This window comes from Desulfovibrio sp. 86, from assembly GCF_902702915.1.
Classification (GTDB): Bacteria; Desulfobacterota; Desulfovibrionia; order Desulfovibrionales; family Desulfovibrionaceae; genus Desulfovibrio.
In genome coordinates, this window is sequence record NZ_LR738849.1 from 2541273 (window position 1) to 2558441 (window position 17169).

A 17169-nucleotide genomic window follows, 5' to 3' on the forward strand; every position below is an offset into this window, starting at 1 on the left:
GGCATTGCGCGGAGGGCCGTAATGCGGCGCTGACTGCCGGGGCAGCGGGCACACGGGGAGTCTCAGGGGGCTACGCGGGCTTCACGAAAACCTGCCGCCGTATTATGACGTTGATGTACTGGTCTGCGATCTGAATAAGCCCCAGCTTTGCGCAGATGTCCGCATAGCTGTTTTCACGGTTATCGCGGAACTTTTCTGTCAGGGCCATGAGCGGGCGCAACACAAGCCCCCACCCGCGTAGCTGCGGTTTTGCCACATCCACCAACAGAAATTTGCCGCCGGGTTTCAGCATGCGGGCAATATTGCTCAAGGCGGCGCGGCGCACCTCCGGGCTTGCCTCGTGCAGGGCCAGTGAGGTCATGGCAAGATCCAGCGCCCCATCGGGAAAAAGCGCCTCATCCATAGACGCCGTGCTGAAATGCAAGGCCCCGCCCTGACCGCCAGGGCGGTTGCTGGCATAGATCGTCTGATCTTCGGAAAGATCCACCCCGTGTATGGTGCAGCGCGGCGACGATCTGTGCGCCAATGCAAAACTCAGGGCTCCCGTGCCGCACCCCATGTCCAGAGCCTTCATGCCGTCTTCAAGACGCAGGTCGCCAACGGCGCGCTTGTAAAAGTCCTCGTTCAGCCCGAATATTCTGGCCATGCGTTCGTAGTGTTTGCCCGCGCGCATCCCTGTAAAAGCCTCGCCTTTTTCCACTGTGTTGTGGCTGTTCATATTTTTCCCATCACTGGTTAGGGTGAAGCCGTGCAGGCCAGGGCGCGCCTTGCGTCAATGATGCCGCGCATGCCGCTTGCGATGCCGGTGGGCGTGGCATGTATCGATATTTTGTATGGTAGCCATACAAAATATCCCAAAAAAAAGGCCGCCGCGATCAGCCCTTGCTGTAGGCGACGAGCCTCATCAGAATGTTATTGAGCATCTGCGTAAAACTTTTCAGTAGTTCCGGGCCATATTCTGCCACCACTTCAAGCACAAGATTGTCGAGTTTCTGGTGCAAACAGATGTGGTTCTGGTGGGCGAGCAATCCTTTATCCGTAAGATAAATGTTCAGCCTGGTCATTTTCAGCGGGTCCTTTTCCTTGCGCACAAGCCCCTTGCGTTCAAGTTTGCGCAGCATTTCAGAAACGCTGCCCTTGGTTATCCTAAGTTTTTCGGCCAGGCCGTTCACATGAATGCCCTGGGCATTGTGAATGGTCATGATCATCTGGATTTCCGCCAGATGAATCTCCACATCAGTGCCAAAATTGCGGCATTGACGTTCCAGCATGTAAAACTGGTTTACCAGCGAGAGCAGAGCGAAGCAGATGTGATTATTGCGCAGGCGCTGGATGTCCGGGTCGTCGTGGTCGTCGAGAATTGACTGCTGAATGCGCAGTTCGACGGCGGTTTTTTTGTAGTCCTTATCGTACATGTGGGGTATGTATGGTAGCCATACTATTTTGTCAAGAACTGGAGACGCCCGACTTTGCATGCTTGCGGCCCGACCCGTGCTGGCTTAATATGCCTGTGCCTGCGGCAGTCGCCGCCTGGCAAAGACACTGAGGCTGAAATGAAAAAAGACGTCGTCTGCCCCCACTGCGGCAAGCCCTATTCCTGCTTTCGCAATCCCGCGCCCACGGCGGATGTGATCATTTACGAGCCGGGCAGGGGGGTGGTGATCATCCGGCGCAGGCACACGCCCATCGGCTTTGCCCTGCCGGGCGGATTCATAGACGAGGGCGAGCAGGCTGAAGAGGCCGCCGTTCGTGAAATGCGTGAAGAAACAGGGCTTGACGTGGAACTGACGGGATTGCTGGGCGTGTATTCACGGCCCAAGCGCGATCCCCGCCAGCACACGCTTACCGTGGTTTTTACGGGCAAGGCGCGTAATCCTGACGCCATCTGCGCCGGGGACGACGCGGCCCAGGCCGCTTTTTATCCGCTGGACGCCCTGCCGCAGCCGCTGGTCTTTGACCATGCGGAAATTCTGGAGCATTTCAGGCAGGCCCTGGCCGGACAGCGGCAGGTGGCGGCCGTGCAGCCCCTGGCCTGCCACCATCTGCCCGATATGAACGCCGGTACGGACAAAAGCGTGAGCTCAGCCGTATCCGCCGCGCCCGCCACATCGTCAGGACATGAAGGGGAGAAGTGCTGATGGGCTACCGCAACATGCAGGAATGCCTCGCCGATCTGGAGAGTCGTGGGCACCTCAAGCGTATCGACGCAGAGGTGGACCCGTATCTGGAACTGGCGGCCATCCAGCGGCGGGCCTTCAGGGCCAAGGCTCCGGCCCTGCTGTTCACGCGGGTCAGGGGCACGTCCTTTCCCATGCTGTGCAATCTTTTCGGCACGCGCGAGCGCCTGCAGTATATTTTCAGGGACAGCCTGCCTGCCGTGCGGGCCGTGCTGGCCGCCAAGGCCGATCCTGCGGCTGCCCTTAAAAAGCCCTGGGCCGCGCTGCCTGCGGTGCCGGGACTCTGGCACATGCTCCCCCGGCTGCGGCGCGGCAAGGGCGGCAGCCAAGGCGGCAACGTGCCCGTGCTGGAGCGCCGTTGCGCGCCCGCCGACCTGCCGCAACTGACCTGCTGGCCTATGGACGGCGGGGCCTTCATCACCCTTCCCCTTGTGTACAGCGAAGACCCCGCCAAAACGGGGGCAGACGCGTCCAACCTGGGCATGTACCGGGTGCAGCAGAGCGGCAATGACTACGCGCCGGACGAAATGGGCCTGCACTACCAGATACACCGTGGCATCGGCGTGCACCACGCCCACGCCATCGCGCAGGGGCGTCCGTTGCCCGTGCACGTGTATGTGGGCGGCCCGCCAAGTCTCACCGTGGCGGCGGTGATGCCCCTGCCCGAGGGCCTCAGCGAACTGCGCTTTGCCGGTCTGCTTGGCGGACGGCGCATGGATATGGCCAGGGTTGACGGCCTGCCCTTGCCCGTGCTGGCCGAAGCGGATTTTTGCATCAGCGGGCATATCATGCCCAGCGCCAAGCCCGAAGGCCCCTTTGGCGATCATGTAGGGTATTACAGCCTTACCCACGATTTTCCCGTGCTCAAGGTGGATGCCGTGTACCACCGCAAGGGGGCGGTGTGGCCCTTTACCGCCGTGGGGCGGCCGCCGCAGGAAGACACCGTTTTTGGCGAATTCATCCACGAGCTCACAGGGCCGCTGGTGCCGCAGGTTTTTCAGGGCGTGCGCGAGGTGCACGCCGTGGACGCGGCAGGGGTGCACCCCCTGTTGCTGGCCCTGGGCAGTGAGCGCTATACGCCCTATGAAGCCGCGCGCAGGCCGCGCGAGCTTTTGACCATGGCCCTGCATCTGCTGGGAACCACGCAGACGGCCCTAGCCAAGTACGTTCTTGTGGCCGCCCACGAGGATGCTCCCGGTCTCAGCGCGGCCCATGCGCCGCAGTTTTTGCGTCACCTTCTGGAACGCACGGATTTTGCGCGCGATCTGCACTTTATCACGCACAGCACCAATGACACTCTGGACTACACGGGGCTTGGCCTCAATGAGGGGTCAAAGCTCATATGGGCTGCCGCCGGGGAAAAACGGCGCGACCTCGGTCAGGAACTGACAGGCCAGGCGTCCGATCTGCCGCCCCTGCCCCAAGGCTTTGGCGACGCGCGCGTGGCTGGCCCCGGTCTGCTTGTGCTGCGCGGCCCACGGCACGCCCTGGGCAGAAACGAGCCTGATCCGGCAATGGAAACCCTTGCGGACGCCCTGGCCCACTGGCCCGGACGCGAAGCCTTTCCCCTGGTGGTGGTTGCGGACGATGCGGCGTTCTGCGCCAGGGATATGGACAACTTTCTCTGGGTGGCCTTTACCCGGTCCGACCCGGCCACGGATGTGTACGGGGCCCGTGCGCAAACGCGGGCGAAGCACTGGTCGTGTGAAGCGCCGCTGGTTATGGACGCCCGCCTGAAGCCCTTCCACGCTCCCCCCCTGGAAGAGGACCCGGCCATCACCCGCAGGGTGGATGCCCTGGCCGCACCAGGCGGGCCTTTACACGGATACCTTTAACATGGGGGAGGCAGCGGCATGAAAATAGCCCTTTTGCAGTGCAACAGCGTCACTGGCGATGTGGCCGGAAATATGGAACGCATACTTGACGATGTGCGGCAGGCCGCCGCAGCCGGGGCGGAGTTGTGCGTGACGCCTGAGCTGGCCTTGTGCGGCGTGGCTCCGGGGCACTACCTTTGTGCGGATGATTTCGCGGCGGGGTGCCGTAAGGCGCTGGACCATATGGCTGAAGTTCTCAAGGACGGCCCGGCCCTGCTGGTGGGCACGCCCGTGCCCAGCGTGTACGCCTCGGGATTGCTTTCCAATGCCGCCGTGCTGGTTCACAAGGGCGCGTGGCAGGTGGCCTCGCGCAAGGTCTACCAGAGCGGACAGGGCGGCGCACAGGGATCCGGGCCGGATGGCGAAGACAGCCGCTATTTTGACAGGGGCATTTCATGCGGCATTCTGACCCTGGGCGGCTGGCGCATGGGCGTTGTGCTGTGCGAAGACGCCCAGCGCGAAGAAGACGCTTTTTGGAAAACCCGCTACGCCAGCGGACACAATCCGCTCATGGAACTGGTGCAGCGCGGCGTTGACGCCCTCATCCACATGGCGGCGGCTCCGTATACCGAGGGGGCGCAGGCCGCGGGCGAGCATATGCTTTCGCACGTGGCCGCTCGGCACCATGTGCACCTTCTTTCCGTCAACCTTGTGGGCGGCAATGACAGCCGCGTGTACAACGGGCAAAGTCTGGTTTTTGATCCCACGGGGCAGTTGCTGGCACGGGGAAAGGCTTTTGACGAGGACGTGCTTCTGGTGGATACGGCCCGCAATACCGCAAGCGGCGCGCCATCGGGCGGCAAGGCTCCGGAGCCGCTGTGCGCCAGCGTTGAGGAAGACTGCTGGCGGGCGCTTACCCTGGGCACGCGCGACTTTGTGCGCAAATGCGGCGCTGCAAAGGCCATTGTAGGCCTGTCGGGCGGTATAGACTCGTCCCTTGTGTGCTGCGTGGCCGTCGAGGCTCTGGGCGCGGAAAACGTCACCGGCGTGCTCATGCCCTCGCCCTACAGCAGTGACGGCTCCATCGGGGATGCCCTCGGCCTTGCCAGCAACCTTGGCATCACCACGGTTACGCTGCCCATTGAACCTGTCATGAAGGCCTTTGCCCAGACGCTGGCTCCCGGCCTTGATCTTTTTGAGGCCCGCCCCGGCGACACCACCTTTGAAAACCTTCAGGCGCGCATTCGCGGAACGCTGCTGTCCTCCCTGGCCAACCGCGCCGGGGCTCTTGTGCTCAATACGGGCAACAAAAGCGAGGCCGCCATGGGGTACAGCACCCTGTACGGCGACACCGTGGGGGCCCTGGCCGTCATAGGCGATCTGACCAAGACGCGTACCTATGCCGTGGCGCGCTGGTATAATGAGCACAAGGGAGAACAGATCATTCCGCAGCAGGTTTTTGACAAGGCCCCCTCGGCGGAGCTGCGCCCCGGCCAGAAAGATGCGGACAGCCTGCCGCCCTACGAAGAGCTTGACCCCGTGCTTGAAGATCTGCTGCTGCCCACGACGCCGCCTGTGGCCGGGCATTCCTCGCCCCTGCGCCTTGAGGTGCGGCAGAAGCTTTTTGCGGCCGAATTCAAACGCAGGCAGGAGCCATTGACGCTTTTTGTCAGCCGCATGCCCTTTGGCGAAGGCTGGCAGGCCCCCGTGGCCGGACGTTATAGGCTGCCCTAGAGCAGTTTACGAATGAAATGAGTTAAATGCTCTAGAGCGTTGCAAGGAAACGCTGATTTATGCCGTTTGGCGGCCTTGCTTCACGTTTTTTGAAACAGTCGAGGGCGGAAGAGTCCACTCCTGCTTCAAAAAACGATCGCGCCTTGCCAAACGAAACAACTGCGCGTTCCAGGAGGCTCTTTAATCAGTGTTTTCGTAACCTTGAAAAAGGGCACATGCTCTAAGACTGCTCGCGGCGCAGCGCGCCGCAACGTGGTGTACATTTTGCCGAAAAATACGATGTTCGGCAGAATGACAAATTGTACTATAACGCATTTCAAAGTGTATCTGTTCTCGTGGCATCGTACTGTGAGAGAAGGGTTTTTCGCCATGCTCTCACTGAGGGGATTTTGGAGTGGGGGCCGGGCGTGCGCGTCAGGCCGGATTGGCTGTGGTCATGCGCCCCGGCGCTGTAGGCGTGCCTGTATGCTCTTTGCCGCAGCGGCTGCGGGCGTATGGAAGGCCCGGGAAGGGCGGCCCGCCTGAGGCTTGGCGGGCTGGGGTTTTTTCTTGAAGACGGCGGCGCGCTGGGGTAAGAGCAGTGTGTTGCACAACGCAGAACGAGTGGAGGAAGGTATGGTGGAAGCACCGGAAAAAAATCTGGCCCTGGATATTGTGCGTATTACCGAGGCGGCGGCCCTGGCGTCAGCCCGCTGGCTCGGGCGCGGCGACAAGGAGGCCGGAGACGGCGCTGCCGTTGACGCCATGCGCATCAGCTTTGCCACTCTTCATATCGACGGTCTGGTGATCATCGGCGAGGGCGAAAAAGACAACGCCCCCATGCTGGCCAATGGCGAAAAAGTGGGCATGGGCGTCGGCCCCTGCCTTGACGTGGCCGTGGACCCGGTGGAAGGCACAAGCCTTCTGGCCTATGGCCGCCCCAACGCCATCTCTGTGGTGGGCGTCGCCCCCCAGGGCAGCATGTTCAATCCCGGGCCGAGCTATTACATGCAAAAGCTCGTGGTGTCCCGCGAAGCCCGCGATGTGGTCGATCTGGACGCGCCCGTCAAGGTGAACCTGGCCAACGTGGCCAAGGCCATGGGCAAGAGCGTGCAGGACCTGGTGGTCTTTGTGCTGGACAAGCCCCGGCATGAGAAGCTCATCAGTGAAATCCGCCAGGCTGGCGCTCGCATTCAGCTCCACACCGACGGCGACGTGGCTGGCAGCCTTATGGCTGTGGACCCGCGCTCTGAAGTGGACATCATGATGGGCACGGGCGGCACCCCTGAAGGCGTGCTGGCCGCTTGCGCCATCAAGGGCATGGGCGGGCAGCTGCTGGCCCGGCTCGATCCGCAGTCCTATGTGGAAAAAGAAGCCATCAACGAGGCCGGTGTTGACGTGCGCGAAGTGCTCACCGTCAATGACCTTGTGCGCAGCGATGACTGCTTTTTTGCGGCCACCGGCATCTCCGGCGGTGATTTCTTGCGCGGCGTGCGCTACAGTTCCAAATACGCCGTGACGCATTCCCTTGTTTTACGTGGTAAAACGGGAACGTTGCGGTATGTGGAGTCGTATCATAATATGGATAGGCTCTCGAAATTCAGCGCGGTTCGGTATTGAATGAATACTTTGTTGTCGGGCTCAGGGGCGCAGCCGCGCCCCATGGCGTCACTGAATATGAATTTTTTTGCACGTGCGGCCACCATGGCTGCACGTGCGCTCCTGGTCGGAACGGTCATCCTCTGCCTGACCCTGGCGTCCGGTTTGCCGGGCGGAATTTTTTCCGGCCAGGCCCTGGCTGCTACCAGCCATGCGAAAAAACCGGCTCCAACCCCTTCCACTGTCTATGAAAAGCAGCCGCCGGTTACGGACAAGGAGTTGCTGAACTTTCTTGAAGTGCTGCCGCAATTCCGCTCCTGGGCCAAGACCAATAATGAAGAAGCCCACCCCACGCTGAACAACGGCAAGGCGGACTTCATGTACTCGCCGCAGGCAGCCGCCTGGGTGCAGCAGCATGGATGGGACCCGGTGCGCTTTTTCTGCGTCATGGGCCGCATGGCCGCCGCTCTGGCCATTGTTGAAGAAGGCAATGACATGACCGGCGTCCGTTCCAAAGACATGCCGGAAGTGACGGAAAGCGAGCTGGCTCTGGCCAGACGCCACCTTGGCACCATGCTGAAGGTCAGCACCGATGTGCCGCCCATAAGCCGGTAGGCGAGGGCGTGCCCGGCGCGCGGCGCGGCTGGCGACGATGCTTTTGGCGGCGGCGCAGACACGGGAAAAGCGGTTCGGACTCGTAACATGAAAACCAGCCGCAGGCTTGCCTCCTGTGGGGCATTGTGGGCGATCCGGGGCGGAGCTCGCCAGTTTTCGTGGCCTGCTGCGAGCGACAGTGCCGCGCAACACAGGCACAGCATAAAATCCGCAAAGGTGGTTTTGCATGTCAACCCGGCGGTATGCGTTCAGTTGGGACTATGTCGGCAATGTTCATGACGGTCGGCCAAATCTCGGCAACAGCGCGCGCATCGAGGTATACCGGCTGTTTCAGTATACCCTGCGTGACGTCATTGAGGTGCGCTACGGTACGGCCGAATCCGAAGAAATCATGCGCGAGAGCGGAAAGCTGGCCGGGCGGAAATTCTGCGAAAGATTTATCGGCCGCCGTGAGCGGTTTGACGATTTTGTGGCGGCGGCGCAAAAAGCCCTGCTGGACTTTGGCATCGGCATCATGCGCATCGAAAGCGCCGACTACGAAGCCTTGCATTTTACCCTGACCGTGGCTGAAGATCTGGACTGTTCCGGCCTGCCGGACAAAGATCACACGGTCTGCCACTACGATGAGGGATTTCTGGCAGGCATGCTTCTGATTCAGACCGGCGAGGAGTTTCACGTGCGTGAAATCGATTGCTGGTGCACTGGCGACAGAACATGCCGCTTTGAGGTCAAACGGCTGCTCCAGACAGATACTGGCAAGGCAGATACTGGCAAGGCGGTTCCTGACACGGTCTGAAGCAACATCCCGCAGCGTGTATGCCGCCTTCCAAGCCCTCCCTCCTTTATGCAAAAAAGCCCCTGTCCGTTGTAGTGCGGGCAGGGGCTTGATGTGTTATGGATCAGGAACCAGGCAGGTTGCGAATAAAAAGAGTTAACCGTCCTGCAGGGATTTTCCTGAAAATCCTTGCCGCGAAGTGCTCTGTCGATTGCGTGAGCAGTCGCCCGCAGCGAAGGCGTAAGCGCAGTTCATTTCTAGTGGTTGGCCGCTTCCAGACCCGTATCGTCAATGACTTTGGCGGACTGCGGTGAAGCGAGATATTTCAGCAGAGCCTTTGCCCCTTCCGGATTTTTGGCTCCCTTGACCACGCCGGCGGAAAACAGCGTCACTTCCTGCACGGCATCGGGGATCAGGCCCACGATGAGGATGCCTTCAACGGGCTTGAGTTCGCTGAGCTGCTGAAAGCCGATCTCGGCTTCGCCTCGGGCCACCACCTTGCCAACAGGTTCAGCGGGTATCATGCGGGCCTTGTCCTTGAGGGCGTCCGCAAGACCCAGCTTGGGGATCATGACCTTGGCGATATACGTGCCGCTGGCGCTGTCAGAATAGGCAATGCTTTTGGCTTTGAGCATGGTCTGCTTGAGGGCATCCACCGTTGCGATATCAGGGGCGGGCGCTCCGGCGCGCACAGCCAGCGCGATCTTTGAGCGCGCCAGCAGTACAGTGCTCGACGGATCCACCTTGCCTTCCTTCACCAGTTTGTCGAGTGAATTGCCCACCATGATGACCACGTCAATGGGTTCCCCGCGTTCCAGGCGCTGGGGAATGGCGTTGTGGGTGTCGCCCATGGACGGCCCCCATGCGGATTTGAGGGTATTGCCCGTGGCTTTTTCAAATTCCGGGGCAAGGGCCTTGTAGGCGGCGGCAAAGCCGCCGGAACTGACAACGTTGATTTCAGCAGCGCTGGCAAGGCTTGTAAGGGCCAGAAAAGCCATGCTCCATATGACCAGACGTACAGACCTGAGTAGCATTTTCATCTTGGTTCCCCTTGGTGCAGAGTATGGTTGAACACGCTGTCAGCTACAGCGAAAGAGCTTTTTTCAGCCCGTCAGGGGCCACAATGAGCCTGTCCAGCCCGATGGAATCGTGCGGGGCTCCCAGCGCAAGGGCCAGCAACTGGGGCAGATGCAGGGCTGGCACCGTCGCCTTACTGCCTGTCACGTCAGCGGCATTGCCCTGATACATGTCCAGTTGCATCTGGCACAGGGGGCAGGGCGACACAACGCAGTGGGCCTTGGATCTGGCGGCATCCGTCACCAGTGACGAAACCATTACCATGGCGTCGTGTTCTGCGGGATACACCGCGTGGAAACCGCAGCAGTCGAGACGACGGGGGTAGGGAACCGGCGTAGCGCCCAGGGTGGTGACGATATCTTCCAGGCTGTGCGGTGTGCGCGAGCTTTCAAAGTTCATGATGGGTTCGGGCCGCACGCTGTGGCAGCCGTAAAAACAGGCCACGTTAAGCCCCGTGAGCGGCTTTGCAACTTTTGCCTTGAGGGCGGGCAGGTCTTTGGCCAGTTCCCACAGAAGCGTAGTGACTTCGGCCGTGCCTTTGTATTCAAGGCTGGCAGCCGAAAGCCACTGGTTTGCCTGATCTTTTTTGCCTTGATCCAGTTGGGATTTGGCAGTGCGCAGCATGAGGGAGCAGGTGCTGCACGCGGTAATTACCGGTGCGCCAAGCTGCTCGCCCAGCGCCAGATTGCGGGCATTGGCCGCCAGCGCCTCGTTGGGGGCGATGTCCTGCACATGTGATGCGCCGCAACAGCTCCAGCCCGGTATTTCCACCAGTTCCACATCCAGCAGTTTTGCGCTGGCCTCAAGGGCTGTGCGCGCTTCACTGGCGGCGGCATTCAGCACGCAGCCGGGAAAAAAAGCATAACGCTTCAGCATGTTTTACTCCTTACCCTTGGCATCAGCTTTTGCCAGATCAAGAATGCGGACAAAGTCGGCCTGCCCCTTGATGGGGTCGTTGCCCAAAAGCTCTGTGGGGTGAACCTTGCCGTGACGCAGCAGATCGACGGCGAGCCCAACCCTGGTCATGGCGCTTATGCCTTCCGTTCGCAGGGCCATTTTCATTTCGTTGAGGCGGCCCGTGTCGCGCATGTCGGTCAAGAACGCCTCGGCATGTTCCGGCCCCTTGCCCTTATTGAGGCCCCGGTTCACGGTGATGTTGCGCATCATGCTTATGCCTTCCACCGGCTTGACGTGCTTGGGGCAGACGTTGGAGCATTCCTGGCAGTGCACGCATTTCCACAGGCCGGAGTCATACGCCGGTTTGGCGTGTACCATGGGGTCCTTGCTGCGCGAGTCCACCGACATGCGGGCGGCGGTGTTGAAGACAAAGGGCTCAAGATAGTCCGCCCGGTTCACGGTAAGCTTGTTGCAGGAAGAGGCGCAGCATCCGCAAAGGATGCAGTCCCACATGCCCACAATCTGATCCATTTCTTCGCCGCTTTGCGTACAGCCTTTTTCCTTGGAAAACTCTTTGCGGGCCACAAGCGAGGGGTGAACCTTGCGCAGATTTTCAAGCGCGGGCTCCCAATCCACGACCAGGTCTGAAATGACCGTAAAATTGGCAAGCGGCGCAATGGTCACCTTGTTGGTGTTGTACAGGGCCAACTGGTCTTCCATGCTCGTGTCGCAGGCGATGATGGGTTGGCCGTTGAGCCTGACGCCGCAAGCGCCGCAAATGGCCATGCGGCACGCTGCGGTAAAGTTGAGGGTGGGGTCCAGATGTTCCTTGATAAAAATCAGTGTGTTGAGCACCGTTTTATTGTGCACGTCCGCGCGGGTCAGCGTATACTCCTGCGGGTACCGCTTTTTGCCGTCAAAACGCTCGATAACTATGAATACTGCGTCGCTCATCAGTACTTACGCTCCTGAGGCTTGAATTTGGTGATGCTCACATCGCGCCAGTCCAGCTTCATGCCGCCGTCAGCCAGGGTAACGAGCGAGTGCTTGAGAAAATGCTCGTCATCGCGTTTGGGAAAGTCCGTGCGGTAGTGCGCGCCGCGTGATTCCTGTCTGGCCCTCGCGGCAAAGGTGGCCGCCTTGGCGCAGGCGAGCAGGTTGCCCAGCTCCACGTACTGCGTATAAAGCGTGTTGTAGTTCGGATTGGTGCAAGGGACGCTGGCGTCCTCGTACGCCCTGGACAGGGAGTCCAGATCGTCGGCGGCCTGCCGCATATTGTCTTCAGTGCGGAAGATGCCCATGTTGTCCCACATGACCTCGCCAAGGCGCTCACGGATGGCAAAGACGTCAGTTTTGGCGGTGCGGGCCGTGACAGTGGCATAGTGGTCTGTCCACTTCTTGCAGAGTTCGAGCAGGTTTGTGCCCTCGGCAGCGGGCGAGTCCCCCCTGGCATAGGCAGCGGCCCCCTGCCCGGCCCAGTTGCCGGTGGCGGAAGCCTCAGCCAGAGAATTGCCGCCAAGGCGGTTGGCGCCGTGGATGGAAACGTTGGATGCCTCGCCAGCGGCGTACAGGCCCGGCAGGCTGGTGTTCATCTCGTGATAGTTGAGCACGTCAATGCCGCCCATGCAGTAGTGGGCCGTGGGCCTGATAATCATGGGTTCCTTGACGAGATCGATCCCCTCAAAAAGCTTGCCGATGTGGCGGATCATCGGCAGATCCTTGTCGATTTTGGCTTCACCCAGGTGGCGCAGATCAAGGTAGACGTATGCCTCCATGCCTTCGCCAAAGGCCCGGCCAGCGAGAATTTCCGATTCTATGGAGCGGGATACGATGTCGCGGGGGGCCAGCTCCATGCGATCCTTGGCATAGCGGGACATGAAGCGTTCGCCCAGGCGGTTGACAAGGTAGCCGCCCTCGCCACGGGCTGCTTCAGTGATGAGCACGCCGCCGTGGACAACGCCTGTGGGGTGAAACTGCGTCATCTCAGGGTCCTTCATGGGAACTCCGACGCGCAGGGCCGCCGCAGGCCCGTCGCCTGTGGCCACGTAGGGCGTGGAAGAGCGGTTCCAGTACACCCGGCTGTAGCCGCCGCTGGCCAAAATCACAGCCTTGGCCCGCACGGGCATGATCTCGCCGGTGCGGATGTTGCGCAGCACAACGCCCTCCAGCGCGCCATTGCTTTTGCCGATGTCGAGCAACTGGTAATCCATGAGAAACTTGACCCCGCGCGTAAGGGCCTCGGCAAACAGGGTCTGGATGACGATGTGGCCGGTTTTGTCGGCCGAATAGACACACCGGACTTTGGACGCGCCACCGGCGTAACGCGCCTTGGGCAGGCCAGCCTCGTCACGCGAAAAAGGCATGCCAAGGTAATCAAGGGCGTGGATGGTGCGTCCCGCTTCTTCGCAGAAATCCAGCACAGCGTCCTGATCCACAAGGTAGTCGCCGCCTTTGACCGTATCAAAGGCGTGCAGGTCAAAGGAATCGCCCTTGCTGAAATCAATGACGCCGTTGATGCCGCCCTCGGCCATGGCCGTGGCGCAGCGGGTGGGCATGGTTTTGGCTACCACACAGATTCTGGCCTTGGGATTGGCCTCCATGGCGGAAACAGCCGCGCGCAGGCCAGCGCCGCCGGAGCCGATGACGATGATGTCGAAATCCAGCAGGGGTTTATTGTTGGCGGCCCACAGGGTGGAACCCAAGCCGCCCAGACCCAGGGAAAAGGTCAGGGCGCCTGCGGTGACCACTGAGGCCTTGATAAAGGTGCGTCGATCCATGAACAGTCTTTTGTCTGACATTGTTTCCTCCAGATGCAATGAACAAAGAGGGAATTTACAAGTGTCCGCCTTTAACAATATTTGTGCCAAAAAGCGCAATTGACGGCGCGATGGGCAGGCAATGGGTGTGTCATACATTATTTTTTAAATAAAAATGCATAGTTATGTATATTTTTCCAGGTGGTGCTCCATGTCGCAAGCGTCCCTTGTCAGGGCAATAAGGCGTTTCAAAAGCATTTCAAACTGCTTCATGAAACATGCTGAAACTTGCCTTTGTGCGACGCGCGGCCTATCCTGCCGGACAGCAAGGAGTTTGCATGAACGCTTCCCCTGTCATTGGTCTGGTTTTTTCGTCGCAACGCAATGTGGACAATGTGCGCAAGGTGCTGGAGGGCAAGCCCTGCCGTCTTGTGGAGGCGGTCTTCGACCTTGAGGACGCCGTTGAGCCGGTACGGCAGATTATTGAGGAGCAGGGGGTTGAGGTTATCCTGTCCCGCAGGGGAACGGCCTATATTCTGCGGCAGCTTTCCGTGCCGGTCGTGGCCCTGGCGGATACGACGGCCAGCCAGTTGCGGGCGCTCAAAAAGGCCTCAACCATGGGGCAGCGCATAGGCATCACCCAGATACGCACCGGGGAATGCAATGTCGCCCTGTGCGAGGAATTGCTGGGATTTCAGCCGGAGATCATCCTGTACAGCGACAAGCGCAGTCTCGAAGAGGGGGTGCTGCATGCCCAGCAGCGGGGGATTGAGATCGTCGTTGGCGGCGACATTACTCGCCGGGCGGCCCAAAAATGCGGCCTGCCCTTTGTGGACCTGCACGATCAGCCCGAAATCCCGGCCAGTTTTTTTGACAGCATCGTTAATATCGTGCAGACGCAGCGCAAGGCCCTTAAGGAAAAAGAGCGCTATCGCAGCATCCTTGATGGAATTTCTGAAGGCATTCTGGCTGTGGACGAGCGCGGCGCCATTGAAGAAATCAATCCCCAGGCATGCAGCATGCTGCAGGTCAACGCACTCAAGGTCATCGGCACGCCCGTGAACAGCGTCTTCCCCGCCTTGCCCCTTGCCGACGCCCACGAGCGGCACGAACCCCTGCACAATGTGACGGCAGTCTGCAAGCAGCGCGAGCAGTTCATCGTCAACACCATCCCCATCCGCGTGGGCAAAAAAGCTGCCGGTGCGGTTTTCAGCATACAGCCCGCCGCGCGCATCCTCCAGGCGGAGGAAAGCGTCCGGCAGGCCTACAACCGGGGATTTCGGGCGCGGTATACGCTTGAGGACTTTTTGCACATGAGCCGTGCCGTGGCCGTGCTTTTGGAGCAGGCCCGCTTGTACGCCCCCTCGGAAGCAGGCGTGTGCATTACCGGCGAAAGCGGCACCGGCAAGGAAATCCTGGCACAGGGCATACATAATGCCTCCCCCCGAAAGCACGGCCCCTTTGTGCCCCTGAACTGCGCGGCCATGCCCGAATCCCTGCTGGAAAGCGAACTTTTTGGCTATGCGGAAGGCACATTTACCGGCGGGCGCAGAGGCGGAAAAATCGGCATTTTTGAGCTGGCGCAGGGCGGCACGCTGTTTCTCGATGAAGTGGGAACCATTTCTCCTTCGTTTCAGACACGGCTGCTGCGCGTGCTGCAGGAAAAGGAAATCATGCGCCTTGGCAGCAATGTGGTGGTTCCGGCGGATGTTCGCATCATTGCCGCCGCCAGCAGCGATCTTTGGCAGGACGTCGCTGAAGGAAGGCTGCGCGAGGATCTGTACTATCGCCTGCATGTGCTGCCTTTGCATATCCCCCCGCTACGGGAACGAAAGGAAGATATTCCCCTGCTTGTGGAGGCTTTTCTGCATGAGTTCCACGCCCAGTATGAAGCGGAGCAAAGGCCGCGTCTGCATCTGCCCGAGGCGTTTGGCCGGGCCTTGCAGACCCTGCCCTGGCCAGGCAATGTGCGCCAGCTGCGCGCTGTGGCCGAGAGGCTGACGGTTATTTCCCCACATGGCTATGATGCCGGCGTTTGCGGACGCCTGCTTGAAGAGCTTCGCCATCCCGGCCTGCCGCAGAATCCAGCGGCATCTGTCAGACAAAAGACGCCCCTCACCCTTGAGCGTGTGCGCGAGGCTCTGCAAAGCTGCGGCAATTCAAAGGTGCGCGCGGCTGCTCTGCTGGGCATCAGCCGTAGCACCTTGTGGCGTCTGTGCAAGGAGTTGGACTGAGAGAAGAGCGGGCTGCAGCCGGGATTCGGTCAGGATTGCTGCCGCAGACCGACAGCCCGCTGGCGCAGAGGCCAGGGCGCTTGGCGCGGGACTTTTGCCCCCGCCGGGCGTTGCAGTGCGCGCTGTCTGCCCGTTTCGGCGCATCCTCCCGCGTGCTGACGGCAGAAAAGCTGGCAGCATATGCTGGTAGGGATTGAACAGTATGGGAAATATGCCATGAGGGGCAGCAGGAACGGGCACAGCGGTGCGAGACGCAGCGTGGTGGTATGCAGCAGGGTGGTTATGCTGCGGAGGGTGAGGAGCGGCAGGGGTGGGCACACTGCCTGTGGCGTCGGTAAAAATTTAGGGGGGTGCAGACGCGATGCACCCCCCTTTGGCCATGGGGCTTGAGGAGAAGTGATTGTGAACCTTGTATGCGGCCGGAGTTGCCTCAGGCGGCGTCGCCCAGCGCAGCCTCCCTGCGATTGCGCTGTTGCCCGCGCCACATGCCGCCGAGGATCATGCCCGCGCCAACGAGCAGACCGGCGCACATGGTGATAAAACTGACGACCTTGAGCACGTAGAGAAGCCCAGGCCCCATATGGATGAGCCCCAGCGCGCTGAGATACCCCGGCAGAGCCACAATGCGGCTTGCCGCCACAATGAGCATGATGGCGGCCATGACGTATTTGATCATGATGGGCTTGACGTAGGTGGTGCCGATGGCCCCAAGCTGCACGCCCAGCAGGGAGCCAGCCAGAATGATGAAGACAAGGCGGATGTCTATCATGCCGTGCATGGCCCAGTTGACCGAGCCGCACAGGCCCATGACAAAGGCCGTGACCAGTTCCGTGCCGGAGGCGATGAGCCCTGGCACGCCGATGACATAGATAAGCCCCGGCACGCCCACAAATCCGCCCACGGCGATGGTGGCGGCCAGCATGCCCGTGGCTATGCCCACGGGCAGGGTGAACCACAGCGAAATGCGCAAGCCGGATTTGGGAAAGGAAATCATGGGCGGCAGGTTGATGGCCTGCAGCTTTCTGGCCAGCGGCGGCGTGCTTTCGTCATCGTCCTTGCCGGAATGGCTGGAGCGCAGGGCGTCTTTAAGAATATAGCTGCCCACCACAACCAGCACCACCACAAAGGAAACGCTGACGTACAGGTCAGACCCGGCCTGCCCCCAATTTTCCAGAATAAAACGCTGGATGCGGATGCCGATCTGCACGCCTATGCCCGCAGTGGCGGCGATCACCATGCCCAGCTTGATGTCCACCTGGCCGAAGCGGTAGCGCTTGATGGCTCCAACCATGGCCTTGGGAAATTTGTGGCACATGTTGCTGGCCACAGCCACTGCGCCGGGCACGCCCAGCCCCATCATGCCCGGCGTGAGAATAAAGGCCCCACCGGAGCCGATAAATCCGCTCACAAGCCCGCCCACAAAGCCCACGGCCAGCAGAAAGGCCACGGAAATGGGCGTGAGCGTAATGAACTGCGTTGGGTCAAGACTAAGCAGATCCATGATTACCTCCG

General features: G+C 60.5%; 14 protein-coding genes. 7 read left to right on the forward strand and 7 right to left on the reverse strand.

Going from position 1 to position 17169, the window contains the following annotated elements; genetic code table 11:
- Positions 1-70 precede the first annotated feature (70 nt).
- Positions 71-718: a class I SAM-dependent methyltransferase gene (locus DESU86_RS10390; RefSeq protein WP_179980975.1), complete on the reverse strand. Its 648-nt coding sequence runs from the start codon at positions 716-718 to the stop codon at positions 71-73.
- A gap of 157 nt (positions 719-875) precedes the next feature.
- Positions 876-1415 carry a MarR family winged helix-turn-helix transcriptional regulator gene (locus DESU86_RS10395; RefSeq protein ID WP_179980976.1) on the reverse strand — a complete coding sequence of 180 codons (540 nt, stop codon included), beginning with the start codon at positions 1413-1415 and terminating at the stop codon, positions 876-878.
- 138 nt (positions 1416-1553) lie between these two features.
- On the opposite strand from DESU86_RS10395, the gene DESU86_RS10400 reads away from it, so the two are divergent.
- The 6 genes from DESU86_RS10400 (at position 1554) to DESU86_RS10425 (ending at position 8714) form a co-directional block, all read left to right on the forward strand.
- Positions 1554-2138, forward strand: a complete 585-nt coding sequence (locus DESU86_RS10400) for an NUDIX domain-containing protein (RefSeq protein WP_179980977.1) — start codon at positions 1554-1556, stop codon at positions 2136-2138.
- Entirely contained in the window at positions 2138-4012 is a 1875-nt protein-coding gene (locus tag DESU86_RS10405) for a UbiD family decarboxylase (protein WP_179980978.1), read from the forward strand. Before DESU86_RS10400 ends, DESU86_RS10405 begins: the two co-directional genes overlap by 1 nt.
- An 18-nt stretch (positions 4013-4030) precedes the next feature.
- Positions 4031-5725 carry an NAD+ synthase gene (locus tag DESU86_RS10410; protein ID WP_179980979.1) on the forward strand — a complete coding sequence of 565 codons (1695 nt, stop codon included), beginning with the start codon at positions 4031-4033 and terminating at the stop codon, positions 5723-5725.
- Between the two features lie 615 nt (positions 5726-6340).
- A complete protein-coding gene (gene glpX / locus DESU86_RS10415) occupies positions 6341-7324 on the forward strand; it encodes a class II fructose-bisphosphatase (protein ID WP_179980980.1) in 984 nt (327 codons plus the stop codon).
- A gap of 57 nt (positions 7325-7381) precedes the next feature.
- On the forward strand, positions 7382-7918 hold the full coding sequence (locus DESU86_RS10420) for a serine/threonine protein phosphatase (protein WP_232088333.1): 537 nt from the start codon (positions 7382-7384) through the stop codon (positions 7916-7918).
- A gap of 226 nt (positions 7919-8144) precedes the next feature.
- Positions 8145-8714 (forward strand): V4R domain-containing protein, encoded by a 570-nt coding sequence (locus tag DESU86_RS10425; protein ID WP_179980981.1) that lies wholly within the window; start codon positions 8145-8147, stop codon positions 8712-8714.
- Between the two features lie 236 nt (positions 8715-8950).
- Here the strand turns inward: DESU86_RS10425 and modA are convergent, their stop codons facing one another.
- The 4 genes from modA to DESU86_RS10445 are packed head-to-tail and all read right to left on the reverse strand — an operon-like array spanning position 8951 to position 13465.
- A complete protein-coding gene (modA, locus tag DESU86_RS10430) occupies positions 8951-9733 on the reverse strand; it encodes a molybdate ABC transporter substrate-binding protein (RefSeq protein ID WP_179980982.1) in 783 nt (260 codons plus the stop codon).
- A 43-nt stretch (positions 9734-9776) separates the two neighbouring features.
- Positions 9777-10646 carry a CoB--CoM heterodisulfide reductase iron-sulfur subunit B family protein gene (locus DESU86_RS10435; RefSeq protein ID WP_179980983.1) on the reverse strand — a complete coding sequence of 290 codons (870 nt, stop codon included), beginning with the start codon at positions 10644-10646 and terminating at the stop codon, positions 9777-9779.
- Between the two features lie 3 nt (positions 10647-10649).
- Positions 10650-11621, reverse strand: a complete 972-nt coding sequence (locus DESU86_RS10440; protein ID WP_179980984.1) for a succinate dehydrogenase/fumarate reductase iron-sulfur subunit — start codon at positions 11619-11621, stop codon at positions 10650-10652.
- Positions 11621-13465, reverse strand: coding sequence for an FAD-binding protein (locus DESU86_RS10445; RefSeq protein WP_179980985.1), 1845 nt, complete (start codon positions 13463-13465; stop codon positions 11621-11623). Before DESU86_RS10445 ends, DESU86_RS10440 begins: the two co-directional genes overlap by 1 nt.
- A 296-nt stretch (positions 13466-13761) precedes the next feature.
- Between DESU86_RS10445 and DESU86_RS10450 the strand changes: the two genes are divergently transcribed.
- Positions 13762-15657 (forward strand): sigma 54-interacting transcriptional regulator, encoded by a 1896-nt coding sequence (locus tag DESU86_RS10450; protein WP_179980986.1) that lies wholly within the window; start codon positions 13762-13764, stop codon positions 15655-15657.
- A gap of 430 nt (positions 15658-16087) precedes the next feature.
- Here the strand turns inward: DESU86_RS10450 and DESU86_RS10455 are convergent, their stop codons facing one another.
- On the reverse strand, positions 16088-17158 hold the full coding sequence (locus DESU86_RS10455) for a sulfite exporter TauE/SafE family protein (protein ID WP_179980987.1): 1071 nt from the start codon (positions 17156-17158) through the stop codon (positions 16088-16090).
- Positions 17159-17169: the final 11 nt, after the last annotated feature.

What these genes read in the sequence shown, in the direction of transcription:
- DESU86_RS10435 (WP_179980983.1), bottom strand. Translation starts at nt 10,646, where the DNA reads ATGCTGAAGCGTTATGCTTTTTTTCCCGGCTGCGTGCTGAATGCCGCC.
- DESU86_RS10395 (WP_179980976.1), bottom strand. Translation starts at nt 1,415, where the DNA reads ATGTACGATAAGGACTACAAAAAAACCGCCGTCGAACTGCGCATTCAG.
- DESU86_RS10405 (WP_179980978.1), top strand. Translation starts at nt 2,138, where the DNA reads ATGGGCTACCGCAACATGCAGGAATGCCTCGCCGATCTGGAGAGTCGT.
- DESU86_RS10420 (WP_232088333.1), top strand. Translation starts at nt 7,382, where the DNA reads ATGAATTTTTTTGCACGTGCGGCCACCATGGCTGCACGTGCGCTCCTG.
- modA (WP_179980982.1), bottom strand. Translation starts at nt 9,733, where the DNA reads ATGAAAATGCTACTCAGGTCTGTACGTCTGGTCATATGGAGCATGGCT.
- glpX (WP_179980980.1), top strand. Translation starts at nt 6,341, where the DNA reads ATGGTGGAAGCACCGGAAAAAAATCTGGCCCTGGATATTGTGCGTATT.
- DESU86_RS10445 (WP_179980985.1), bottom strand. Translation starts at nt 13,465, where the DNA reads ATGTCAGACAAAAGACTGTTCATGGATCGACGCACCTTTATCAAGGCC.
- DESU86_RS10455 (WP_179980987.1), bottom strand. Translation starts at nt 17,158, where the DNA reads ATGGATCTGCTTAGTCTTGACCCAACGCAGTTCATTACGCTCACGCCC.
- DESU86_RS10425 (WP_179980981.1), top strand. Translation starts at nt 8,145, where the DNA reads ATGTCAACCCGGCGGTATGCGTTCAGTTGGGACTATGTCGGCAATGTT.
- DESU86_RS10440 (WP_179980984.1), bottom strand. Translation starts at nt 11,621, where the DNA reads ATGAGCGACGCAGTATTCATAGTTATCGAGCGTTTTGACGGCAAAAAG.
- DESU86_RS10400 (WP_179980977.1), top strand. Translation starts at nt 1,554, where the DNA reads ATGAAAAAAGACGTCGTCTGCCCCCACTGCGGCAAGCCCTATTCCTGC.
- DESU86_RS10390 (WP_179980975.1), bottom strand. Translation starts at nt 718, where the DNA reads ATGAACAGCCACAACACAGTGGAAAAAGGCGAGGCTTTTACAGGGATG.
- DESU86_RS10410 (WP_179980979.1), top strand. Translation starts at nt 4,031, where the DNA reads ATGAAAATAGCCCTTTTGCAGTGCAACAGCGTCACTGGCGATGTGGCC.
- DESU86_RS10450 (WP_179980986.1), top strand. Translation starts at nt 13,762, where the DNA reads ATGAACGCTTCCCCTGTCATTGGTCTGGTTTTTTCGTCGCAACGCAAT.